This is a genomic window from Streptomyces antimicrobicus (assembly GCF_020532625.1).
GTDB lineage: Bacteria > Actinomycetota > Actinomycetes > Streptomycetales > Streptomycetaceae > Streptomyces > Streptomyces antimicrobicus.
This window is the reverse complement of sequence record NZ_JAJAUY010000047.1, coordinates 24,913-41,879: the sequence shown is the minus strand read 5'-3', so window position 1 is coordinate 41,879 and position 16,967 is coordinate 24,913. Positions and strand designations below refer to the sequence as shown.

The 16,967-nt window shown below is 73.3% G+C and carries 18 protein-coding genes and 1 pseudogene; 17 read left to right on the top strand and 2 right to left on the bottom strand.

The genetic code is table 11. The features are described from left to right. From LG632_RS14520 to LG632_RS14505, 4 genes and pseudogenes are all read left to right on the top strand, one after another. Positions 1-274, top strand: a pseudogene (locus tag LG632_RS14520) (IS701 family transposase); the annotation flags it as partial. Positions 275-296: 22 nt separating this feature from the next. Then, positions 297-1,277: a ParB/RepB/Spo0J family partition protein gene (locus LG632_RS14515; RefSeq protein ID WP_226727465.1), complete on the top strand. Its 981-nt coding sequence runs from the start codon at positions 297-299 to the stop codon at positions 1,275-1,277. 21 nt (positions 1,278-1,298) lie between these two features. Further along, positions 1,299-2,768 carry an MFS transporter gene (locus tag LG632_RS14510; RefSeq protein WP_226727464.1) on the top strand — a complete coding sequence of 490 codons (1,470 nt, stop codon included), beginning with the start codon at positions 1,299-1,301 and terminating at the stop codon, positions 2,766-2,768. A 93-nt stretch (positions 2,769-2,861) separates the two neighbouring features. Next, positions 2,862-4,244, top strand: a complete 1,383-nt coding sequence (locus LG632_RS14505; protein ID WP_226727463.1) for an FAD-binding oxidoreductase — start codon at positions 2,862-2,864, stop codon at positions 4,242-4,244. Positions 4,245-4,347: 103 nt separating this feature from the next. On the opposite strand, the gene LG632_RS14500 is transcribed toward LG632_RS14505, so the two are convergent. Both LG632_RS14500 and LG632_RS14495 read right to left on the bottom strand, forming a co-directional pair. Continuing rightward, complete coding sequence (locus LG632_RS14500) at positions 4,348-4,740, bottom strand: VOC family protein (RefSeq protein ID WP_226727462.1); 393 nt, start codon at positions 4,738-4,740, stop codon at positions 4,348-4,350. Continuing rightward, complete coding sequence (locus LG632_RS14495) at positions 4,737-5,438, bottom strand: class I SAM-dependent methyltransferase (RefSeq protein WP_226727461.1); 702 nt, start codon at positions 5,436-5,438, stop codon at positions 4,737-4,739. The genes LG632_RS14500 and LG632_RS14495 overlap by 4 nt, the downstream gene beginning before the upstream one ends. Positions 5,439-5,695: 257 nt before the next feature. On the opposite strand from LG632_RS14495, the gene LG632_RS14490 reads away from it, so the two are divergent. The 13 genes from LG632_RS14490 (at position 5,696) to LG632_RS14430 (ending at position 16,966) form a co-directional block, all read left to right on the top strand. Continuing rightward, entirely contained in the window at positions 5,696-6,508 is an 813-nt protein-coding gene (locus LG632_RS14490; RefSeq protein ID WP_226727460.1) for an SDR family NAD(P)-dependent oxidoreductase, read from the top strand. 90 nt (positions 6,509-6,598) lie between these two features. Further along, entirely contained in the window at positions 6,599-7,828 is a 1,230-nt protein-coding gene (locus LG632_RS30555) for an acyl-CoA dehydrogenase family protein (protein ID WP_226727459.1), read from the top strand. Positions 7,829-7,864: 36 nt separating this feature from the next. Further along, positions 7,865-8,356 carry a PhzA/PhzB family protein gene (locus LG632_RS14480; protein ID WP_308108435.1) on the top strand — a complete coding sequence of 164 codons (492 nt, stop codon included), beginning with the start codon at positions 7,865-7,867 and terminating at the stop codon, positions 8,354-8,356. A 10-nt stretch (positions 8,357-8,366) separates the two neighbouring features. Further along, positions 8,367-8,990 (top strand): isochorismatase family protein, encoded by a 624-nt coding sequence (locus tag LG632_RS14475; protein WP_226727458.1) that lies wholly within the window; start codon positions 8,367-8,369, stop codon positions 8,988-8,990. Then, the gene (locus LG632_RS14470; protein ID WP_226727457.1) at positions 8,987-10,867 is read left to right on the top strand and encodes an anthranilate synthase family protein; all 1,881 of its coding nucleotides are present in this window, start codon (positions 8,987-8,989) and stop codon (positions 10,865-10,867) included. The genes LG632_RS14475 and LG632_RS14470 overlap by 4 nt, the downstream gene beginning before the upstream one ends. Next, positions 10,864-11,220 (top strand): hypothetical protein, encoded by a 357-nt coding sequence (locus LG632_RS14465; protein ID WP_226727456.1) that lies wholly within the window; start codon positions 10,864-10,866, stop codon positions 11,218-11,220. The genes LG632_RS14470 and LG632_RS14465 overlap by 4 nt, the downstream gene beginning before the upstream one ends. Then, on the top strand, positions 11,213-12,076 hold the full coding sequence (locus tag LG632_RS14460) for a PhzF family phenazine biosynthesis protein (protein WP_226727455.1): 864 nt from the start codon (positions 11,213-11,215) through the stop codon (positions 12,074-12,076). The genes LG632_RS14465 and LG632_RS14460 overlap by 8 nt, the downstream gene beginning before the upstream one ends. A 12-nt stretch (positions 12,077-12,088) precedes the next feature. After that, on the top strand, positions 12,089-12,820 hold the full coding sequence (phzG, locus tag LG632_RS14455) for a phenazine biosynthesis FMN-dependent oxidase PhzG (protein WP_226727454.1): 732 nt from the start codon (positions 12,089-12,091) through the stop codon (positions 12,818-12,820). Positions 12,821-12,841: 21 nt separating this feature from the next. Further along, a complete protein-coding gene (locus LG632_RS14450) occupies positions 12,842-13,363 on the top strand; it encodes a flavin reductase family protein (protein WP_226727453.1) in 522 nt (173 codons plus the stop codon). Positions 13,364-13,378: 15 nt separating this feature from the next. Beyond that, positions 13,379-13,996, top strand: a complete 618-nt coding sequence (gene wrbA, locus LG632_RS14445; RefSeq protein WP_226727452.1) for an NAD(P)H:quinone oxidoreductase — start codon at positions 13,379-13,381, stop codon at positions 13,994-13,996. A 54-nt stretch (positions 13,997-14,050) separates the two neighbouring features. Continuing rightward, the gene (locus LG632_RS14440) at positions 14,051-15,631 is read left to right on the top strand and encodes an amino acid adenylation domain-containing protein (RefSeq protein WP_226727451.1); all 1,581 of its coding nucleotides are present in this window, start codon (positions 14,051-14,053) and stop codon (positions 15,629-15,631) included. Then, a complete protein-coding gene (locus tag LG632_RS14435; protein WP_226727450.1) occupies positions 15,628-15,903 on the top strand; it encodes a phosphopantetheine-binding protein in 276 nt (91 codons plus the stop codon). Before LG632_RS14440 ends, LG632_RS14435 begins: the two co-directional genes overlap by 4 nt. A 1-nt stretch (position 15,904) precedes the next feature. Beyond that, positions 15,905-16,966, top strand: coding sequence for a 3-oxoacyl-ACP synthase III family protein (locus LG632_RS14430; protein ID WP_226727449.1), 1,062 nt, complete (start codon positions 15,905-15,907; stop codon positions 16,964-16,966). The last annotated feature ends 1 nt before the right edge of the window (position 16,967 follow it).

The window sequence follows — 16,967 nt, the reverse complement described above, 5'->3', positions numbered from 1 at the left end:
CGTCGCCGGGCCGCTCGCCCTGCTGACCGAGTTCAGACCCGAGGGGGACCGGCCGGCCCGGTACTGGATCGCCGGCACCGACGGCACCTGCGCCCGGCTGACCCGGTTCGGTACGGCCACGCTGCCCATGGAGGTCCTGGAGGACTGCGGGCTGCGCGACTTCGAGGGGCGCTCCTACCCCGGCTGGCACCGGCACATGACCTTCGTCGCGGCCGCCGCCGCCCACCGGCTGCTCGGCCAGCCCCCCGCCCCCCTCGCCGCGACCGCGCTCTGATCAGGAATCCGAGGAGTCGACCATGCCTGTCCTGACGGCTGAGGCCCCCGCGCCCCGCGACGCCGTGGCGGCGCCCGACGGCGCCGCGGTGACGCACGTGCCGGTGGACACGCTGCTGGACGCCGAGTCACCCCGCCTGGCCGGGGTCGACCACGACCACGTCCTGCTGCTGGCCGGACTGGAGACCGCCCTGCCGCCGATCGTCGTGCACCGGCCCACCCTGCGCGTCGTCGACGGCATGCACCGCCTCCACGCGGCGCGCCTGAACCGCCGCGAGACCATCCCGGTGCGCTGGTTCGACGGCTCCGAGCCGGAAGCCTTCCTGTACTCCGTCGAGGCCAACAACGGTCACGGCCTGCCCCTGACCCTCGCCGACCGCCGCGAATCGGCCCGCCGGATCCTGCGCACCTGGCCCGAGTGGTCCGACCGGGCCGTCGCCGCCAAGGTCGGCCTGTCCGGCAAGACCGTCGGCGTGCTGCGCCGCAGCGCCGCCGAGGCGGGCGAACTGCCCACCGTACGGGTCGGCTGCGACGGCCGGGCCCGGCCGCTGAGCGCCACCGAGGGCCGCCTGCGCGCCGTCGACTACCTCGCCGTACGCCCCGACGCCTCGCTGCGCGAGATCGCCCGGAGTGCCGGGATCTCCGTGGAGACCGCGCGCGACGTCCGCGACCGGCTCGCCCGCGGCGAGGGGCCGCTGCCCACCGGCGGGGCCGGCGGCCGCGCCGCCGTACGGACGCCCCGGCCGCGCGAGTGCGCCGAACCCGTGGACCTGCCGACCGTGCTGGACTCCCTCAAGCGCGACCCCACCCTCAAGTACAGCGACGAGGGCCGGGCGCTGATCCGCTGGCTGGAGGCCCGGATCGTGCGCCAGGGCGAGAGCGGGCTGCTGCTGCGCGCCCCCGCCCACCAGGCGCCGAAGATCGCGGCCATGGCCCGCGCCTGCGCCGCCTACTGGGACGAGATCGCCACCGAGCTGGAGCAGCGCGGTACGCAGTCTCCGTAACCACCCCTGAGAGATGATGAGATGACGGACGTCGCCTCGAACCCCACCCCCCGTACCCCCAACCCCTGGGCCGCGTTGTCGGCGCTCTGCGTCGGCTTCTTCCTGATCATGATGGACACCACCATCGTGACCGTGGCCATCCCCGGCATGCTGACGTCCCTGCACGCCGACCTCAACCAGATCACCTGGGTGCACAGCGTGTACCTGCTCACCTACGCCGTCCCGCTGCTGGTCGCCGGACGGCTGGGCGACCGGTACGGCCGCAAGCAGGTCTTCCTGACCGGCATGGCCGTCTTCACCGGCGCCTCCCTGTGGTGCGGCCTGTCCGGCACCGCCGCGATGCTGATGGCCGCCCGCGCCGTCCAGGGCATCGGGGCGGCCCTGATGGCCCCGCAGACGATGGCCTTCGTCACCACCCTCTTCCCGCCACGGCGCCGGGGCGCCGCCCTCGGCGTCTGGGGCGCCGTCGCGGGCCTGGCCACCACCGCAGGACCGCTGCTCGGCGGGTTCCTGACCGGCGCGGCCGGCTGGGAGTGGATCTTCCTGATCAACGTCCCGATCGGCCTGGTGGGCCTCGCCATGGCGGCGCGGCTGCTGCCCGGCGGACAGCCCCGCAACCACCGCCGGTTCGACGTGCTCGGCACGCTGCTGTCCGGACTCGGGCTGTTCGCCCTCGTCTTCGGCCTGCAGAACGGCCAGCACTACCACTGGGGCACCGTCGCCGGTCCCGTGAACGTGGCCACCGTGATCGCCGCCGGCCTCGTCCTGCTGGTCCTCTTCCTGATCTGGCAGCGCCTGGGCCCGCGCGAGCCGCTGATGCCGCTGTCGCTGTTCGGGCGGCGGCACTTCAGCTCCGCCGCGTTCGCCGCGGCCGCCATCGGCTTCGCCGTCACCGGGCTCTACCTGCCGCTGACCCTGTTCATGCAGGACGTCATGGGCCTCACCCCGCAGCAGGCGGGCGTCCTCATGGTGCCCATCGCCGTCTCCAGCGGCCTGGCCGGCCCGCTCGCGGGCATCCTCTCGGACCGGATCCCCGGCAAGTGGGTGGTCCTGGGCGGCTTCCTGGTGTTCGCGGCCGGCCTCGGCCTGATCGTCGCCGCCATGGACGCCCACGCCGGGGTCTGGCCGACCGCCGGGGCGCTGTTCCTCGCCGGCATCGGCACCGGCCTCGCCTTCGCCCCCATGGCCAACGTCGCCACCGGGACCCTGCCCGTCGAGGTCATCGGAGCCGGTGCCGGCATGTACAACTCCATCCGGCAGGTGGGCTGCGTCATCGGCTCGGCCGCCGTGGGCGTGCTGATGCAGAACCAGCTCGCGGCTCATCCCGCCGACCTCGGCCGGGCCGCCGGAAACACCCTGCTGCTGCCCGTGGCGGTCCTTCTCGTCGGAGCCGCCGCCTGCCTGGTGATGCCTTCGGAATCGGCCCCCGGAAAGAAATCCGCGACACCGGAACGCAATTCCGGGAGTTCCGCCCTGCAAAAGGTCGGATGAGGCAGGCGGAACCGAACACCCCGCACACGTCCCACCCGTACGTCGACGCAAGTCGAAGCACCGTAGAAAAGCGCCAGGAAAGGAATACCGCTGATGTCTGGCGACCCTGCACACATCGATGTCACCGAGCTCGTGAAGAAGGTGACCGGACCCGTCCGGACACCCGGACAGGAGGGTTACGAGGAGGAACTCACGCAGTTCCAGGCGGGCTACCGGCACGCCCCCGCCGTGGTCGTCGGCGCCGCCGCCGCCGAGGACGTGCGCGCCGCCGTCACCTGGGCCTCCGAGCACGGCCTGCCCGTCGCGGTGCAGTCCACCGGCCACGGGGTGACCGTCCTCGACCGGGGCGGCCTGGTGATCACCACCAAGCGGCTCGACACCGTCACCGTCGATCCGGACGCCCGCACCGCCCGGATCGGGGCCGGCGCCCGCTGGGAGCAGGTCGTCGAACGCACCGCCCCGCACGGCCTGGCCCCGCTCAGCGGCTCCGCCGGCCACGTCGGCGTCGTCGGCTACACCCTGGCCGGGGGACTGGGCCTGCTGGCCCGCGAGTTCGGCTACGCCGCCGACCTGGTCAAGGCCGTCGAGGTGGTCACCGCCGACGGACGGCTGCGCGAGGTGACCGCCGAGAGCGACCCGGACCTGTTCTGGGCGCTGCGCGGCGGCCGGGAGAACTTCGGCGTGGTCACCGCGCTGGAGGTGGAGCTGCTGCCGGTCGCCAAGGTCTACGGCGGCGGCATGTACTTCGACGCGGGCCAGGCCCAGCAGGTCCTGGAGCACTTCGCGGCCTGGACGCGGACCGCCCCCGAGACGGTCACCGCCTCCCTGGGCATGATCGAGTACCCGCCGATCCCGGTGTTCCCGGAGCCGCTGCGCGGCCGGCACGTCGTCCACGTCCGCTTCGCCACCACCGACCTGGCCGCCGGGCCCGAGCTGGTGCGGCCCTGGCGGGAGTTCGGCGCCGAGATCATCCACGAGCACCTGGGCGAGCTCGACTACCCCGAGGTCGGCTCCATCTACGCCGAGCCCACCTTCAGCCACGCCTACGACGGCAACGCGGTGCTGCTCAGCGAGCTGGACCCGGCCGTCCTGGACGCCGTACGCACCCTGGCCGGGCCCGGGGCCCCGGTGCCGTGCATCGTGGACCTGCGCCACCTCGGCGGGGCCCTGGCCCGGCAGCCGAAGGTGCCCAACGCCGTGCCGTACCGCGAGGCCGAGTACATCCTGCGGGTGCTGTCGGGCTCCGACGACGCCCCGGCCGAGGCGATCCGCTCGGCGCACGCCGCCCTGGACGCGGCGGTGCGGCCCTGGACGCTGGGGCGTTCGCTGAACTTCGTCTACGGTGAACGGCCGGCCGACGCCTTCGCCGACGAACTGTGGGACCCGGCCACCCGGTCCCGCCTGGCCGAGCTCAAGGCCGTCTACGACCCGGCCAACCTGTTCCGCACCAATTTGAACATCGCTCCCGCCGGGTGATCACCGCCCGTCCGTGCGGACCGTAGGCGGCCGGTCGGCCGCCGGACACACGGAAAGTGCCCCGGGCCTTCGGCGCCGGGGCACTTTCCGCTGTGCGGGAGGACTAGGCGGCGGGCTGTCCCAGCCCGACCCGGTTGCCGGCCGGGTCGCGGACGTAGGCCACCCGCTCGCCCCAGGGGGTGTCCTCCGGCTCCTGCACCACCGGCGTGCCCGCGGCCCGCAGGGCGTCCACGGTGCTGTCGACGGCCTCGACGAACACGAACAGGTCCACCGTGCCGGAGGCACCGTCCGCGGCCCGGTCGTCACGGCTGACGGCCAGCTCGGTGTCGTGCCGCCGCAGCGTCACGAAGTCCGGCTCGCCCTTGGCCGGGTGCCGGTGGCCCGGCGCGAAGCCGAGCCGCTCGTAGAAGGCGGCGGTGTCCCCGACCCGGCGGGCGCGCAGCACGGGGAACGCGCGCCGCGCCGGGTCGAAGGGGCGGTGGACGGCCGCGCTCACCGCGACACCCGGTCGGCGAAGACCTTCCAGATCGGCAGCCGGGTACGGCCCTTGGCGTCGAGCTGCGGCTGCCGGCCGGTGCGCTCGAAGAACTTCTCCATGCCGACGGCCACGCCCGCGTACTCCGACAGCTCCATGGAGGTGATGTCCCAGCCCGCCTCGGTCAGCGTGCCGCGCAGCTCCTCGCCCGGGACCGACAGCGGCGCCGGCATGCCGCCGGGCACGTCCGCGAAGCACAGCACGCTCAGCTGCGCGCCCGGCCGGGTCACCCGGTGCAGGGCGGCCGCGTACCGCGGGCGGGCGGGGCCGGGCAGGGTGTGGAAGAGGGCGCTGTCGAGCACGGAGTCGAAGCGGCCCTCGTAGCCGGTCAGGTCGGTGGCGTCGGCGACCGCGAACTCGATCTCCAGGTCCCCGGCCCGCCGGCGGGCCTGCTCGACGGCGGCCGAGGCCGCGTCGATCGCCGTCACCCGGTAGCCGCGGCGGGCCAGGAAGACGGCGTTGTCGCCGGGGCCGCAGCCGATGTCCAGCACGGCGCCGTGGAAGCGGCCCAGCTGCTCCAGCTCGACCACGTCGGGCTGCGCCTCGCCGATGTCCCAGGGGACGACCTTGATGGCGGCTCCCTCCAGCAGTTCCCCGCCCGTGTAGACGGCGTTGAAGTCGGCGGCGGCGTAGTCGAAGTCCTGTTCCGTGGCGCTCACGCGAATCTCCTTGGCTGGGGTGCGGGACTTTCGCGGCAGTATCGCCCGCCGGCGGGGCGTCCAGGAATGTCCGGTGTCCGGCTGCGGAATTTCCTCGGTCGGACACCGGCGTGGACATCGATCCGGACGCCGGCGGAGGACGCGCCGCGTGCGCCCGCTTCTCCAACAGCTGTCCGAATTCAGGCACATGGACACCTGCCAATTCATCGGGGTGAATAAGAGCCGCAACGGGACATCCGTCAGAAGGGGAGTTACCTGTGGCTGGCAAGGTCTGGTTCATCACCGGCACGTCCCGCGGATTCGGCAGGGTCTGGGCCGAGGCCGCCCTGGAGCGGGGCGACCGGGTCGCGGCCACCGCCCGTGACGTCCGCAGCCTGGACGGCCTGGTCGAGAGGTACGGCGACGCGGTGCTGCCCCTGACCCTCGACGTCCGCGACCGCGAGGCGGCCTTCGCCGCCGTGGCCGCGGCCCACGAGCGGTTCGGCCGGCTCGACGTCGTGGTGAACAACGCCGGCTACGGCCTCTTCGGCCCCGTCGAGGACGTCACCGAGGCCCAGGCCCGCGAGCAGATCGACACCAACCTGTTCGGCACCCTGTGGGTCACCCAGGCGGTCCTGCCGCTCCTGCGGGCCCAGGGCAGCGGGCACATCCTGCAGATGTCGTCCATCGCGGGCCTGGCGTCCTGGCCGATGCTCGGCCTCTACCACGCCTCCAAGTGGGCGGTGGAGGGCCTCAGCGACGCGCTGGCCCAGGAGGTCGGCCGGTTCGGCATCCACGTCACCCTCGTGGAGCCGGGACCGTACAAGACCGACTGGCGCGGCGCCTCCGCCGTCTGGGCCGAGCCCGGCGAGGCGTACACCGAGGCGGCCAAGCCGCCGTCGGCCGGTTCCGCGCCCGGCGACCCGGCCGCGACCGCGGGCCCGGTGCTGGAGCTGGTGGACAGCCCGAACCCGCCGCTGCGGGTGCTGCTGGGCGCCACCGTGCTGGACACCGTGACCGCCGCCTACGAGGAGCGGCTGGCCGGCTGGAAGCAGTGGGACGGCCTGGCCCGCGCGGCCCAGGGCGCCTGACCCCGACGAACGACTCCGGATCCACCGGGCCCCCGTTCCACCTGATCCATCCGATCCACCCGAACCACCCGACGTGAAGGGAACACGACCGTGCAGACAGCAGCAGCGGTGAACGGCACGACGGCGACGGCCCCCCAGCTCCAGGTCCCGGGCCGCGACGAGCTGGTGGCCCGGGCCGCCGGACTGCGCGCGCGGCTGTGGGAGGACGCGGCCGAGAGCGACCGCGAGCGCCGGCTGACGGCGGGCAGCGTCGCCGCCCTCACCGACGCCGGCCTGATGAGGCTGATGACGCCGCGGCGCCTGGGCGGCTACGAGGCCGACATCCGCACGCTGCTGGAGGTGGCCAGCGAGGTCGGCCGCGGCTGCGGCTCCGCCGCCTGGGTCACCGGGGTGCTCAACGCGGGCAACTTCGTGGCCTCCCTGTTCCCCCGCGAGGTCCAGGACGAGGTGTGGAGCCTGAACGCCGACGCCCGGACCGCGCTGGTGCTGGGCATGCCGGCCCGCGGCGTGGAGCACGTCGACGGCGGGGTGCGGATCACCGGTGAGTGGGGCTACGTCTCCGGCTCGCTGCACGCCGACTGGGTCGGGGTGCTGGTCGCGGTGCCCACCGAGTCGGGCGAGGCCGTCGTCCACTTCGCGCTGATGCGCGCCGACGAGGTGGAGATCAAGGACACCTGGCACTTCGCCGGGATGCGCGGCACCGGCAGCAACACCGTCGTCGCCACCGGGGTGTTCGTGCCCGAGCGCCGGCTGCTGCCCTACGCGCCGCTGCTCAACGGCGAGACCGACGGCCTGGTCGACCCGGCGAACCGTTACCGCAACAGCCTGGTGGGACTCTTCTCCATCGGCCTGCTCGGCTCCCTCATCGGCGGCGCCACGGCCGCCTTCGACTTCGTCCGCGCCGCCGCCCCGAACCGGCCGGCCGCCGGCTCGAAGTTCCCCAACCAGGCCGAGTCCCCCACCCTCCAGCTGGACCTCGCCGAGGCCGCCACGAAGATCGAGACGGCGAAGCTGCTCGCCGCGAAGATCGCCGACACCGCCGACGAGGCGGCGTACGCGGGCGAGTTCGCCGACGTGCTCACCCGCGCCGCCGCCCGGCAGAACTCCACCCGGGTCGCCCAGCTCTGCCGCGAAGCCGTCGACCTGCTGATGACCGCCTACGGCTCCTCCGCCTTCAGCGAGACCAACCCCCTCCAGCGGATCTGGCGCGACGTGAACGTGGGCAGCCGCCACGCCGGGTTCGGCATGGGCATCCCCGCCCAGCTCTACGGCCGGGCCCTGGTCGGCAAGGACCCCCGCGACATCAGCCTGCTGGTCTGAGACCCGACCCCCGACTTGTCCGAGGAAGGCAACCCCGTGACCTCCCTGAGCTACGAAGACATCGACCCCCAGGACGAGCAGGCGGTCCGCGCCCACAACCGCGCGATCGTCGAGCAGTACATGCACACCGTGGGGGAGGACCGGCTGCGGCGCCACCTGCTCTTCACCGAGGACGGCGTCGGCGGCCTGTGGACCACCGAGACCGGCGAGCCCATCACCATCACCGGCCGCGACCGGCTCGGCGAGCACGCCGTGTGGTCGCTGCGCTGCTTCCCCGACTGGCGGTGGACCGACATCGAGATCTACGACACCCAGGACCCCGAGCGCTTCTGGGTGGAGTGCCGCGGCGAAGGAAAGATCGTCTACCCCGGCTACCCGGTGGGGTACTACCGCAACCACTTCATCCACTCGTTCCGGTTCGAGAACGGGCGGATCAAGCAGCAGCGCGAGTTCATGAACCCCACGAACCAGTTCCGCGCCCTCGGGATCGACGTCCCGCAGGTCCGGCGCGAAGGAATCCCCACTTAAGGAGAGCCTGATGGCCGGCCTGCCGACCGTGGAGTCCTACCCCCTGCCGACCCCCGAGACCCTTCCGGAGAACGTCGCCCGCTGGACGCCGGACCCGGACCGCGCGGTGCTGCTCGTCCACGACATGCAGCGCTACTTCCTCGCCGCCCTGCCCGACCCGCTGCGCGCGGACCTGGTGCACCACGCGGCCCAGCTGAGGAAGCGTTCCGCCGCCCTCGGCGTGCCCGTCGCGTACACCGCGCAGCCGGGCCGCATGACGGAGGAACAGCGCGGCCTGCTCAAGGACTTCTGGGGCCCGGGCATGCGGACGGACGCCGCGGACCGCGAGGTGGTCCCCGAGCTCGCGCCCGAGGAAGGCGACTGGGTCCTGACCAAGTGGCGCTACAGCGCCTTCTTCAACTCCGACCTGCTCCGGCGGATGCGCGCCGCGGGCCGCGACCAGCTGGTCCTGTGCGGGGTGTACGCCCACGTCGGGGTGCTGGCCACCGCCCTGGAGGCCTACAGCCACGACATCCAGCCGTTCTTCGTCGCCGACGCCGTCGCCGACTTCTCCGAGGCCCACCACATGCTCGCCCTGACCTACGTCGCGCAGCGCTGCGGCTACGTCCTGACCACCCAGGAGGTCTTCGCATGAGCGGGACGACCCCCCGGCGCCCCCGCGCCGACCTGCTGGAGCGGATCCTGGCCGGCGAGGTGGACACCTTCGCCCTGCTGCACCGCCCCGAGGACGCGCCCGGCACCGTCACGGTGCTCACCGGCGGCGTCACCACCCCCACCGCCCTGGCCGGTGTCCCCCTCGACACGGAGCAGGTGCTGGTCGTCGTGCCGTACCGGCAGCTGACCGAACGCGGGTTCACCGCGCCCGACGACGGGGCGCAGCTGCTGGCGCTGGCCGTCACCGAGCACGACACCGTGCCGCTGGGCGAGGTCCAGGGCCGGATCACCGACGTGCCGGTCACCCTGACCGGCGGACGCTTCGACGTGGACGACGACGCCTACGCCGCCACCGTGCGCCGCATCGTGCGCGACGAGATCGGCTCCGGCGCCGGCTCCAACTTCGTGATCAAGCGCTCGTACCTGGCCCGGATCGACTACTACGGCCCGCGCACCGCGCTGGCCCTGTTCCGCCGGCTGCTGGAGCGCGAGCAGGGCGCGTACTGGACCTTCGTCATCCACGCCGGCGGACGCACCTTCGTCGGCGCGACCCCCGAGCGGCACGTGTCCCTGCGCTCCGGCACCGCCGTGATGAACCCGATCAGCGGCACCTACCGCTACCCGGCCGGCGGGCCCACCCTCGACGGCGTCACCCGCTTCCTCGCCGACCGCAAGGAGGCCGACGAGCTGTACATGGTGGTGGACGAGGAACTGAAGATGATGGCCCGGATCTGCGAGTCCGGCGGCAAGGTCACCGGCCCCTACCTCAAGGAGATGGCCCGCCTCGCCCACACCGAGTACTTCATCGAGGGCACCACGCACCGCGACGTGCGCGAGATCCTGCACGAGACCATGTTCGCGCCGACGGTCACCGGCAGCCCGCTGGAGAGCGCGGCCCGGGTCATCGCCCGGTACGAGCCCGGCGGTCGGGGCTACTACGGCGGCATCGCCGCGCTGATCGGCACCGACGCCGACGGCGGCCGCACCCTGGACTCGGCCATCCTCATCCGCACCGCCGACATCGACGCCGCCGGCGACATGCGGATCGGTGTCGGCGCCACCCTGGTGCGCCACTCCGACCCGGAGTCGGAGGTCGCCGAGACCCGGGCCAAGGCGGCGGGACTGCTGGGCGTCCTGGAGTCCAACGCGCCCACCCGGTTCGCCCAGCACCCCGCCGTCCGGGCGGCGCTGGCCTCGCGCAACAACAAGATCGCCGACTTCTGGCTGCGGGACGTCCCGCACCGGGCCGCCGAGACCGTGCCGGGTCTGGAAGGCCTGAGCGCGCTGGTCATCGACGCGGAGGACACCTTCACCGCGATGATCGGCCAGCAGCTCGCCTCGCTGGGCCTGGAGGTCACCGTGCGCCGCTTCGACGAGCCGCACGACCTGGACGCCCATGACGTGGTGGTCCTCGGACCCGGCCCCGGCGACCCGCGCGACGACGGCGACCCGCGGATCATCCACCTGCACGCGGCGGCCGCCCGGCTGCTCGCCGAGCGGCGCCCGTTCGTCGCGGTGTGCCTGAGCCACCAGGTGCTCAGCACCCGCCTCGGCCTGGACCTGGTCCGCCGCGCGGTGCCCAACCAGGGCGTGCAGCGCGAGATCGACCTCTTCGGCAGCCCGGAGCGGGTCGGTTTCTACAACACGTACGCCGCCCAGTGCCTGGACGACGAGCTCGACGCCGGCGACCTCGGGATGGTCGAGGTCAGCCGGGACCCGCGCACCTGCGAGGTGCACGCGCTGCGCGGCGCGCACTTCGCGTCCATGCAGTTCCACGCCGAGTCGGTGCTCACCGTCGACGGCCCGCGGATCCTCGGCGAGGCCCTGCTGGGCGTGGTGGGGGTGCGGGTGTCATGAGGGTGGACGTCGCCTGGTGGGACCTGGACGGCACGGGGCAGAGCATCGACGCGCTCGCCGAACGGCTGGCGGACGAGGGCATCGACGCGTGGACCGAGGTGCCCGGGCTGGTGCTGAAGGTGTGGATCTCCGACCGCACCGCCAACCGGTGGGGCGCGGTGATGCTGTGGACCGAGCGGCCCGACGACCGCCTCCTGCCGCCCAACCGGGCCGCCGAGCTCATCGGCCGGCCACCGGCGCACCGCTCGTCGTTCGAGGTCGAGGCCGCCGTGGAGGGCGTACACCCGCTCGCCGCGCTGCACGGCCTCGGCGCAGCCTTCCCACTGAGCCAGGGAGTTCCCACCAATGCATGACTACATGGTCGTGGACGCCTTCGCGCGCAACCCGCTCGAAGGCAACCCCGTGGCCGTCTTCTTCGGCAGCGAGGACCTGACCTCCGACCGGATGCAGGCCATCGCACGGGAGATGAACCTCTCCGAGGTGACGTTCGTCCTCCCGGCCGAGGCCGATGCGGCGGACGCCCGCATCCGCATCTTCACCCCGGTCAACGAACTGCCCTTCGCCGGGCACCCGCTGCTGGGCACCGCCGTCGCCCTGGGCCTGAGCCGCAAGGCGCTCGGGGTGGCCCGCAAGGAGGAGCGGCTGCGCCTGGAGACCGGGATGGGGGTCATCCCGTTCGACGTCGGCATGGACAACGCCGACGGCTCGGTCATCGTGCAGATGCGCCAGCCGCACCCCACCTGGGAGCCGTACGAGCACGCCGAGGAGCTGCTGGAGGCGCTCGGCGTGAAGGAGTCGGTCGCCCCGGTGGAGATCTACCGCAACGGTCCCCGGCACGTCTTCGTCGGGCTGGAGAGCGTCGAGGCGCTGTCGGCGCTGCGGCCCGACCACCGGGCGCTGTCGCGGTTCCCCGACATGGCCGCCAACTGCTTCGCCGGCCGCGGCGAGGAGTGGCGCACCCGGATGTTCTCCCCGGCCTACGGGGTGGTGGAGGACGCGGCGACCGGCTCGGCCGCGGGGCCCCTGGCCATCCACCTGGCCCGGCACGGCCTGATCCCGTACGGCCAGCGGATCAAGATCACCCAAGGGGTCGAGATGGGCCGCCCGTCCCACATGTGCGCCACCGCGCACGGGGCGTCGGACCGGGTCGACGGCGTGCGGGTCGGTGGCTACGGCACCGTCGTCGCCCGCGGAACCATCTACGTCTAGGGAGCTCCCCTCATGACCACGAGCACCACCAGTACCGCGAACCCCGCCCGCACCCGCACCGCGCACGGCACCCGCACGGCGCCCGGCACCGGCCCCCGGCCCGGGATCGACACCAGCAAGTTCGAGTCCCTCTCGGGCGCCGCCGACCTCGACTTCCCCGAGTACGACGCCCCGCCCGCCGAGCCCATGGGCCTGGTGTGGCAGTGGCTCGCCGAGGCCGTACGGCACGGTGTGCGCGAGCCCCGGTCGATGGCCCTGGCCACCGCCACCGCCGACGGGCGCGCCTCCAACCGGATCGTGACCATCACCCGCGAGAGCGCGAACGGGCTGGTGTTCACCACCCACAGCACCAGCCGCAAGGGCCGCGAACTGGCCGCCACGGGCTGGGCGTCGGCGCTGCTGTACTGGCGCGAGACCGGCCAGCAGATCATGCTCGCCGGTCCCGTCACCCCGCTGCCGCCGGCCGAGTCCGACGCGCTGTGGACGGCCCGCCCGGTCCCGCTGCACTCCATGACCGCCGCGTCCCGGCAGAGCGAGCCGATCGAGGACCTGGAGTCCCTGCGCGACGAGGCGTACCGGCTGCTGGCCACCGGGCAGCCGCTGCCGCGGCCCGAGCGGTTCACCGGCTACCTGCTGGAGCCCGCCGAGGTCGAGTTCTGGAGCGCCGCCTCCGACCGGCTGCACCGCCGGCTCAGCTACACCCGCGACGGCGGCCGTTGGCGCACGGCCCGCCTCCAGCCCTGAGACCGGAAGGTGAGTCCTGCCATGGAGCGCTCCCTGCTCACCCGCACGATGGCACGGGTGCCCGGCCCGGTGACCGTGGTGACCACGCTGGACGCGGACGGCAAGCCGTGGGGGTTCACGGCCAGTTCGTTCAGCTCCGTCTCGCTGGACCCGCCGCTGGTGTCGGTCTGCCTGGACAAGGGCGCCAGCACGCACGCGGCGTTCACCACGGCCCGGCACTTCCTGATCAACGTCCTGGCCGAGGAACAGCACACGGTGGCCCGCCGGTTCGCCACCTCCGGCATCGACCGGTTCGCCGCCGGCGACATGGAGACCTGCGAACTGGGCCTGCCCGGACTGCACCACACCAGCGTCCGGGTCGCCTGCTCCATGCACTCCATCGTCGACGCCGGGGACCACAGCATCCTCATCGGCCGCGTCGAGGAGGCCTTCACGAGCGACCGCACCCCGCTCGTCTACTACAACCGCTCCTTCGCCCGGCCCGCGTCCAACCCCGACCGGGCCGAGCAGGACATCCGCGCGTCCCACATCGCCGACTGGTAGAGGAGAGGAGTCACCGTGAGCACCGACGCCGCCGTCAACGTGGCCGTGATCTACTACTCGGCCACCGGGAACGTCGCCGAGATCGCCCGGGAGATCGCCGAGACCGCCGAGAAGGCCGGTGCCGAGGTCCGCCTGCGCAGGTGCGCCGAACTGGCCCAGCAGTCGGCCATCGACGCCAACCCCCGCTGGGCCCGGCACCTGGCCGACACCGCCGACGTCCCCGTGGCCACCCCCGACGACATGCTGTGGGCCGACGCCGTCCTGTTCGGCTCGCCCACCCGCTTCGGCAACATCTCCGCCCAGCTCAAGCAGTTCCTCGACCAGCTCGGCCCCGCGTGGAGCCAGGGCCTGCTCAAGGACAAGGTGTACAGCGGCTTCACCTCCACCGCCAGCGAGCACGGCGGCCAGGAGTCCACGCTGCTGGCGCTGACCACCTCCTTCCACCACTTCGGCGGGATCGTGGTCGCCCCCGGCTACACCCACCCCGACAAGTTCGCCGACGGCAACCCGTACGGCACGGCGCACTGGTCGGGCGGCGGCAACACCCGACCCGTCGACGACACCACCCGGGCCGCCGCCCGCGTCCAGGCCGACCGGGTCGTGAAGTTCGCCCGTGCCGTGAAGGCCGCCTGACCGCCGGCCACCCCTGACACCGAACCGCCCGACCACGCCCCCTGGGGGGAAGCCATGACCCTGCCCACCATCGCCGGCCCGCGCACCCTGCGGGACGACGACCACCGCGTCCTGACCGACGTCCTCGCCGCCACCGTCGAGCGTTTCCCCGACCGGCCCGCGCTCACCGCGGACGGGGCCACGTACACCTACCGCCGGCTCGACACCTGGTCGGACGCCGTCGCGGCACTGCTGGCGGAGCTGGGCGTGGGCCGCGGGGACCGGGTCGCGCTGCGGATGCCGCCGGGCGCCGCCGCCATCGCCTCGATGATCGGGATCATGAAGGCGGGCGCCGCCTACGTCCCCCTGGAGGTGCGCAACCCGCCCTCCCGCAACCAGTACATCGTCTCCGACAGCGCCGTGACCGCCTTCCTCGGCGACCCCGCCGAGTGCGAGACCGGCCCGGTCCCCGTCGTCCCCGAGGAGCGGATCACCCGGCTGCTGGCCGAGCCGCCGGTGGCCCCGCCCGCCGGGCCGGGACCGGACCCCCGCGACACCGCGTACATCATCTACACCTCCGGCACCACCGGCCGCCCCAAGGGCGTCCTCGTCCCGCACGGTGCCGCGGCCACCCTGTTCGCCGCCGCCCAGGGGCCGTTCGCCTTCGACGAGTACGACAGCTGGCTGCTGTTCCACTCCATCGCCTTCGACTTCTCCGTGTGGGAGATCTGGGGACCGCTGGCCACCGGCGCCCGCCTGGTGGTGCTGCCGCCCGGCACCTCCCGCTCGCCCGAGGCGTGCATGCACTTCATCGCGGACGAGGGCATCACCGTGCTGAGCCAGACGCCGACCGCGTTCAGCGCCATGACCTCGATCGTGCTGCGCGACCAGTTCGCCCTGCCGGCGCTGCGCTACGTCGTCTTCGGCGGGGAGAAGCTCACCCCCGAGACGGTCCGCCCGTGGGCCAAGCAGTTCGGCCTGTCCTCCCCGGTCCTGGTCAACATGTACGGGGTCACCGAGGCGGCCGTGCTCAGCACCTTCCACGCGGTCAGCGAGGACGACCTCGACACCGACACCCTGTCGATCGGCCGGCTGCTGTCCGGCTCCGCCCGCGTCGTCACCGACACCGGCCGGGAGGCCGCCGTCGGCGAGCAGGGCGAGCTGTGGCTGGCCGGCCCCCAGGTCGCCGACGGCTACCTGGGCCGCCCCGAGCTCACCGCCGAACGCTTCCCCACCCACACCGACGGCATCCGCTACTACCGCACCGGCGACCTGGTGGTCCCGCGACCGGACGGCACCTACGGCTACGTCGGACGCGCCGACCTCCAGGTCAAGCTGCGCGGCCACCGGATCGAACTCAGCGACATCGAGGTCGCCGTGCAGGCCCACCAGGACATCGCCGACGCGGTGGTCTGGGTGCACACGTTCAAGCCCGGCGACGACCGCCTGGTCTGCGCGTACATCGTCGCCGAGGGCGCCGAGGACCCCGGCACCCGCCCGCTGCGCGCGCACGTGAAGGAACTCCTGCCGTCCTACATGCACCCGTCGAGCTACCGGGCACTGCCGCTGCCCCACCTGCCGCGCACCGTCAACGGAAAGGTCGACCGGGCCGCCGTCGCCCGGACCTGGGAAGAGGAGAGGAACCAGACCCGATGAGCACCGCACCCGCCACCGCCCTGGCCGAGGAGATCCGCACCGCGACCCTGGAGTGGGTGGCCGAGCTGCTGGAGGAGCCCGACGTGGAGCTGCAGGACAGCTTCCTGGAACTCGGCGGGCACTCCGCGCTCGCCCTCCAGCTCGGCGAGTACGCCAAGGAGCGCTTCGGCGACGAGTACGACCTGCTGGTCCTGTTCGAGAAGACGCTCGCCGAGGCCGCCGACGAACTCACCGCGCGCCTGACGGCCGCGGCCCACCCGGAAGCGGCCTGACATGAGCGTGGACACCGACACCGCCGCCACCGGCGCCACCACGGGCGCCGCCGGCATCGGCATCGCCTCCTTCGGCTACGCCTTCGGCGAGGACCAGGACGTGGCCACGGTCGCCGCGGACTACGTCGACGACCCCGAGCGCGTGGTCAAGTGGGGCTACCGCACCTTCCACCGGGCCGCCGCCGGGGTCACCGGCACCGACCTGGCCCGGGAAGCCGCCCAGCAGGCCCTGGACCGGGCCGGCCTCACCGCCGACGCGCTCGACCTGGTGATCGTCGCCACCACCGACATGCCCGAGTACTCGTACTGGGACGCCGCCTCGGCGCTGGCCCGCGAGCTGAAGATCGAGCGCACCCAGACCCTGTGGCTCAACGAGGGCTGCGGCGCGGGCGTGGGCGGCCTGTTCTACGTCGCCTCCACGCTGGCGCTGCGCCCCGAGGCGGACACCGCGCTGTTCGTGGTCGTCAACCGGGTCAGCGAGTTCCACCGCAACCGGATGAACGTCATCAACACCGTGCTCAGCGACGCGGCCGTGGCCGTCGTCGTCCGGCGCGGCCACGACGGGGTCCGATGGCTGGCCTCCGAGCAGTTCACCGACCCCGAGTACAGCGACCTGCTGCGCCTGGACTTCGGCGGCGCCGTCCAGCCGCTGCCGCCGATCGGCTGGACCGCGGCCGACGCCCCGTCCGCGTACGACCAGGTGCGCGAGCAGTTCTCCGGGGACCCGGCCAAGCTGCGCAAGTTCATCGGCGAGCGGTACGTCCGGCTGGTGGAGGTCATCGACGCCGCCGCGGCCCGCGCCGGGGTCGACCGCGGCGACCTCGACCACGTCATCTACCTCAACGACGTCCCCTCCTCCGTGGCGGCGGTGGCCACGCCGCTCGGCATCCCCGCGGAGCGGACCAACGCGGCCCTCGCCCTGGACCACGGCCACATGGGCGGCGCCGACCAGCTGATCTCGCTCGGCCTGCAGATCGAGCGCGGCGAGCTGGCGCCCGGGGACCTCGTCGCCCTGTGCGGCATCTCCACCGGGCGCTGGGCCGCCACCTTGATCCGCGTCTAGC

Bases quoted from the DNA above. Each gene is read 5' to 3' on its own strand.
- LG632_RS14430 (WP_226727449.1), top strand. From the start codon at position 15,905: ATGAGCGTGGACACCGACACCGCCGCCACCGGCGCCACCACGGGCGCC.
- LG632_RS14475 (WP_226727458.1), top strand. From the start codon at position 8,367: ATGGCCGGCCTGCCGACCGTGGAGTCCTACCCCCTGCCGACCCCCGAG.
- LG632_RS14515 (WP_226727465.1), top strand. From the start codon at position 297: ATGCCTGTCCTGACGGCTGAGGCCCCCGCGCCCCGCGACGCCGTGGCG.
- LG632_RS14435 (WP_226727450.1), top strand. From the start codon at position 15,628: ATGAGCACCGCACCCGCCACCGCCCTGGCCGAGGAGATCCGCACCGCG.
- LG632_RS14465 (WP_226727456.1), top strand. From the start codon at position 10,864: ATGAGGGTGGACGTCGCCTGGTGGGACCTGGACGGCACGGGGCAGAGC.
- phzG (WP_226727454.1), top strand. From the start codon at position 12,089: ATGACCACGAGCACCACCAGTACCGCGAACCCCGCCCGCACCCGCACC.
- LG632_RS14510 (WP_226727464.1), top strand. From the start codon at position 1,299: ATGACGGACGTCGCCTCGAACCCCACCCCCCGTACCCCCAACCCCTGG.
- LG632_RS14450 (WP_226727453.1), top strand. From the start codon at position 12,842: ATGGAGCGCTCCCTGCTCACCCGCACGATGGCACGGGTGCCCGGCCCG.
- LG632_RS14460 (WP_226727455.1), top strand. From the start codon at position 11,213: ATGCATGACTACATGGTCGTGGACGCCTTCGCGCGCAACCCGCTCGAA.
- LG632_RS14505 (WP_226727463.1), top strand. From the start codon at position 2,862: ATGTCTGGCGACCCTGCACACATCGATGTCACCGAGCTCGTGAAGAAG.
- LG632_RS14440 (WP_226727451.1), top strand. From the start codon at position 14,051: ATGACCCTGCCCACCATCGCCGGCCCGCGCACCCTGCGGGACGACGAC.
- LG632_RS14470 (WP_226727457.1), top strand. From the start codon at position 8,987: ATGAGCGGGACGACCCCCCGGCGCCCCCGCGCCGACCTGCTGGAGCGG.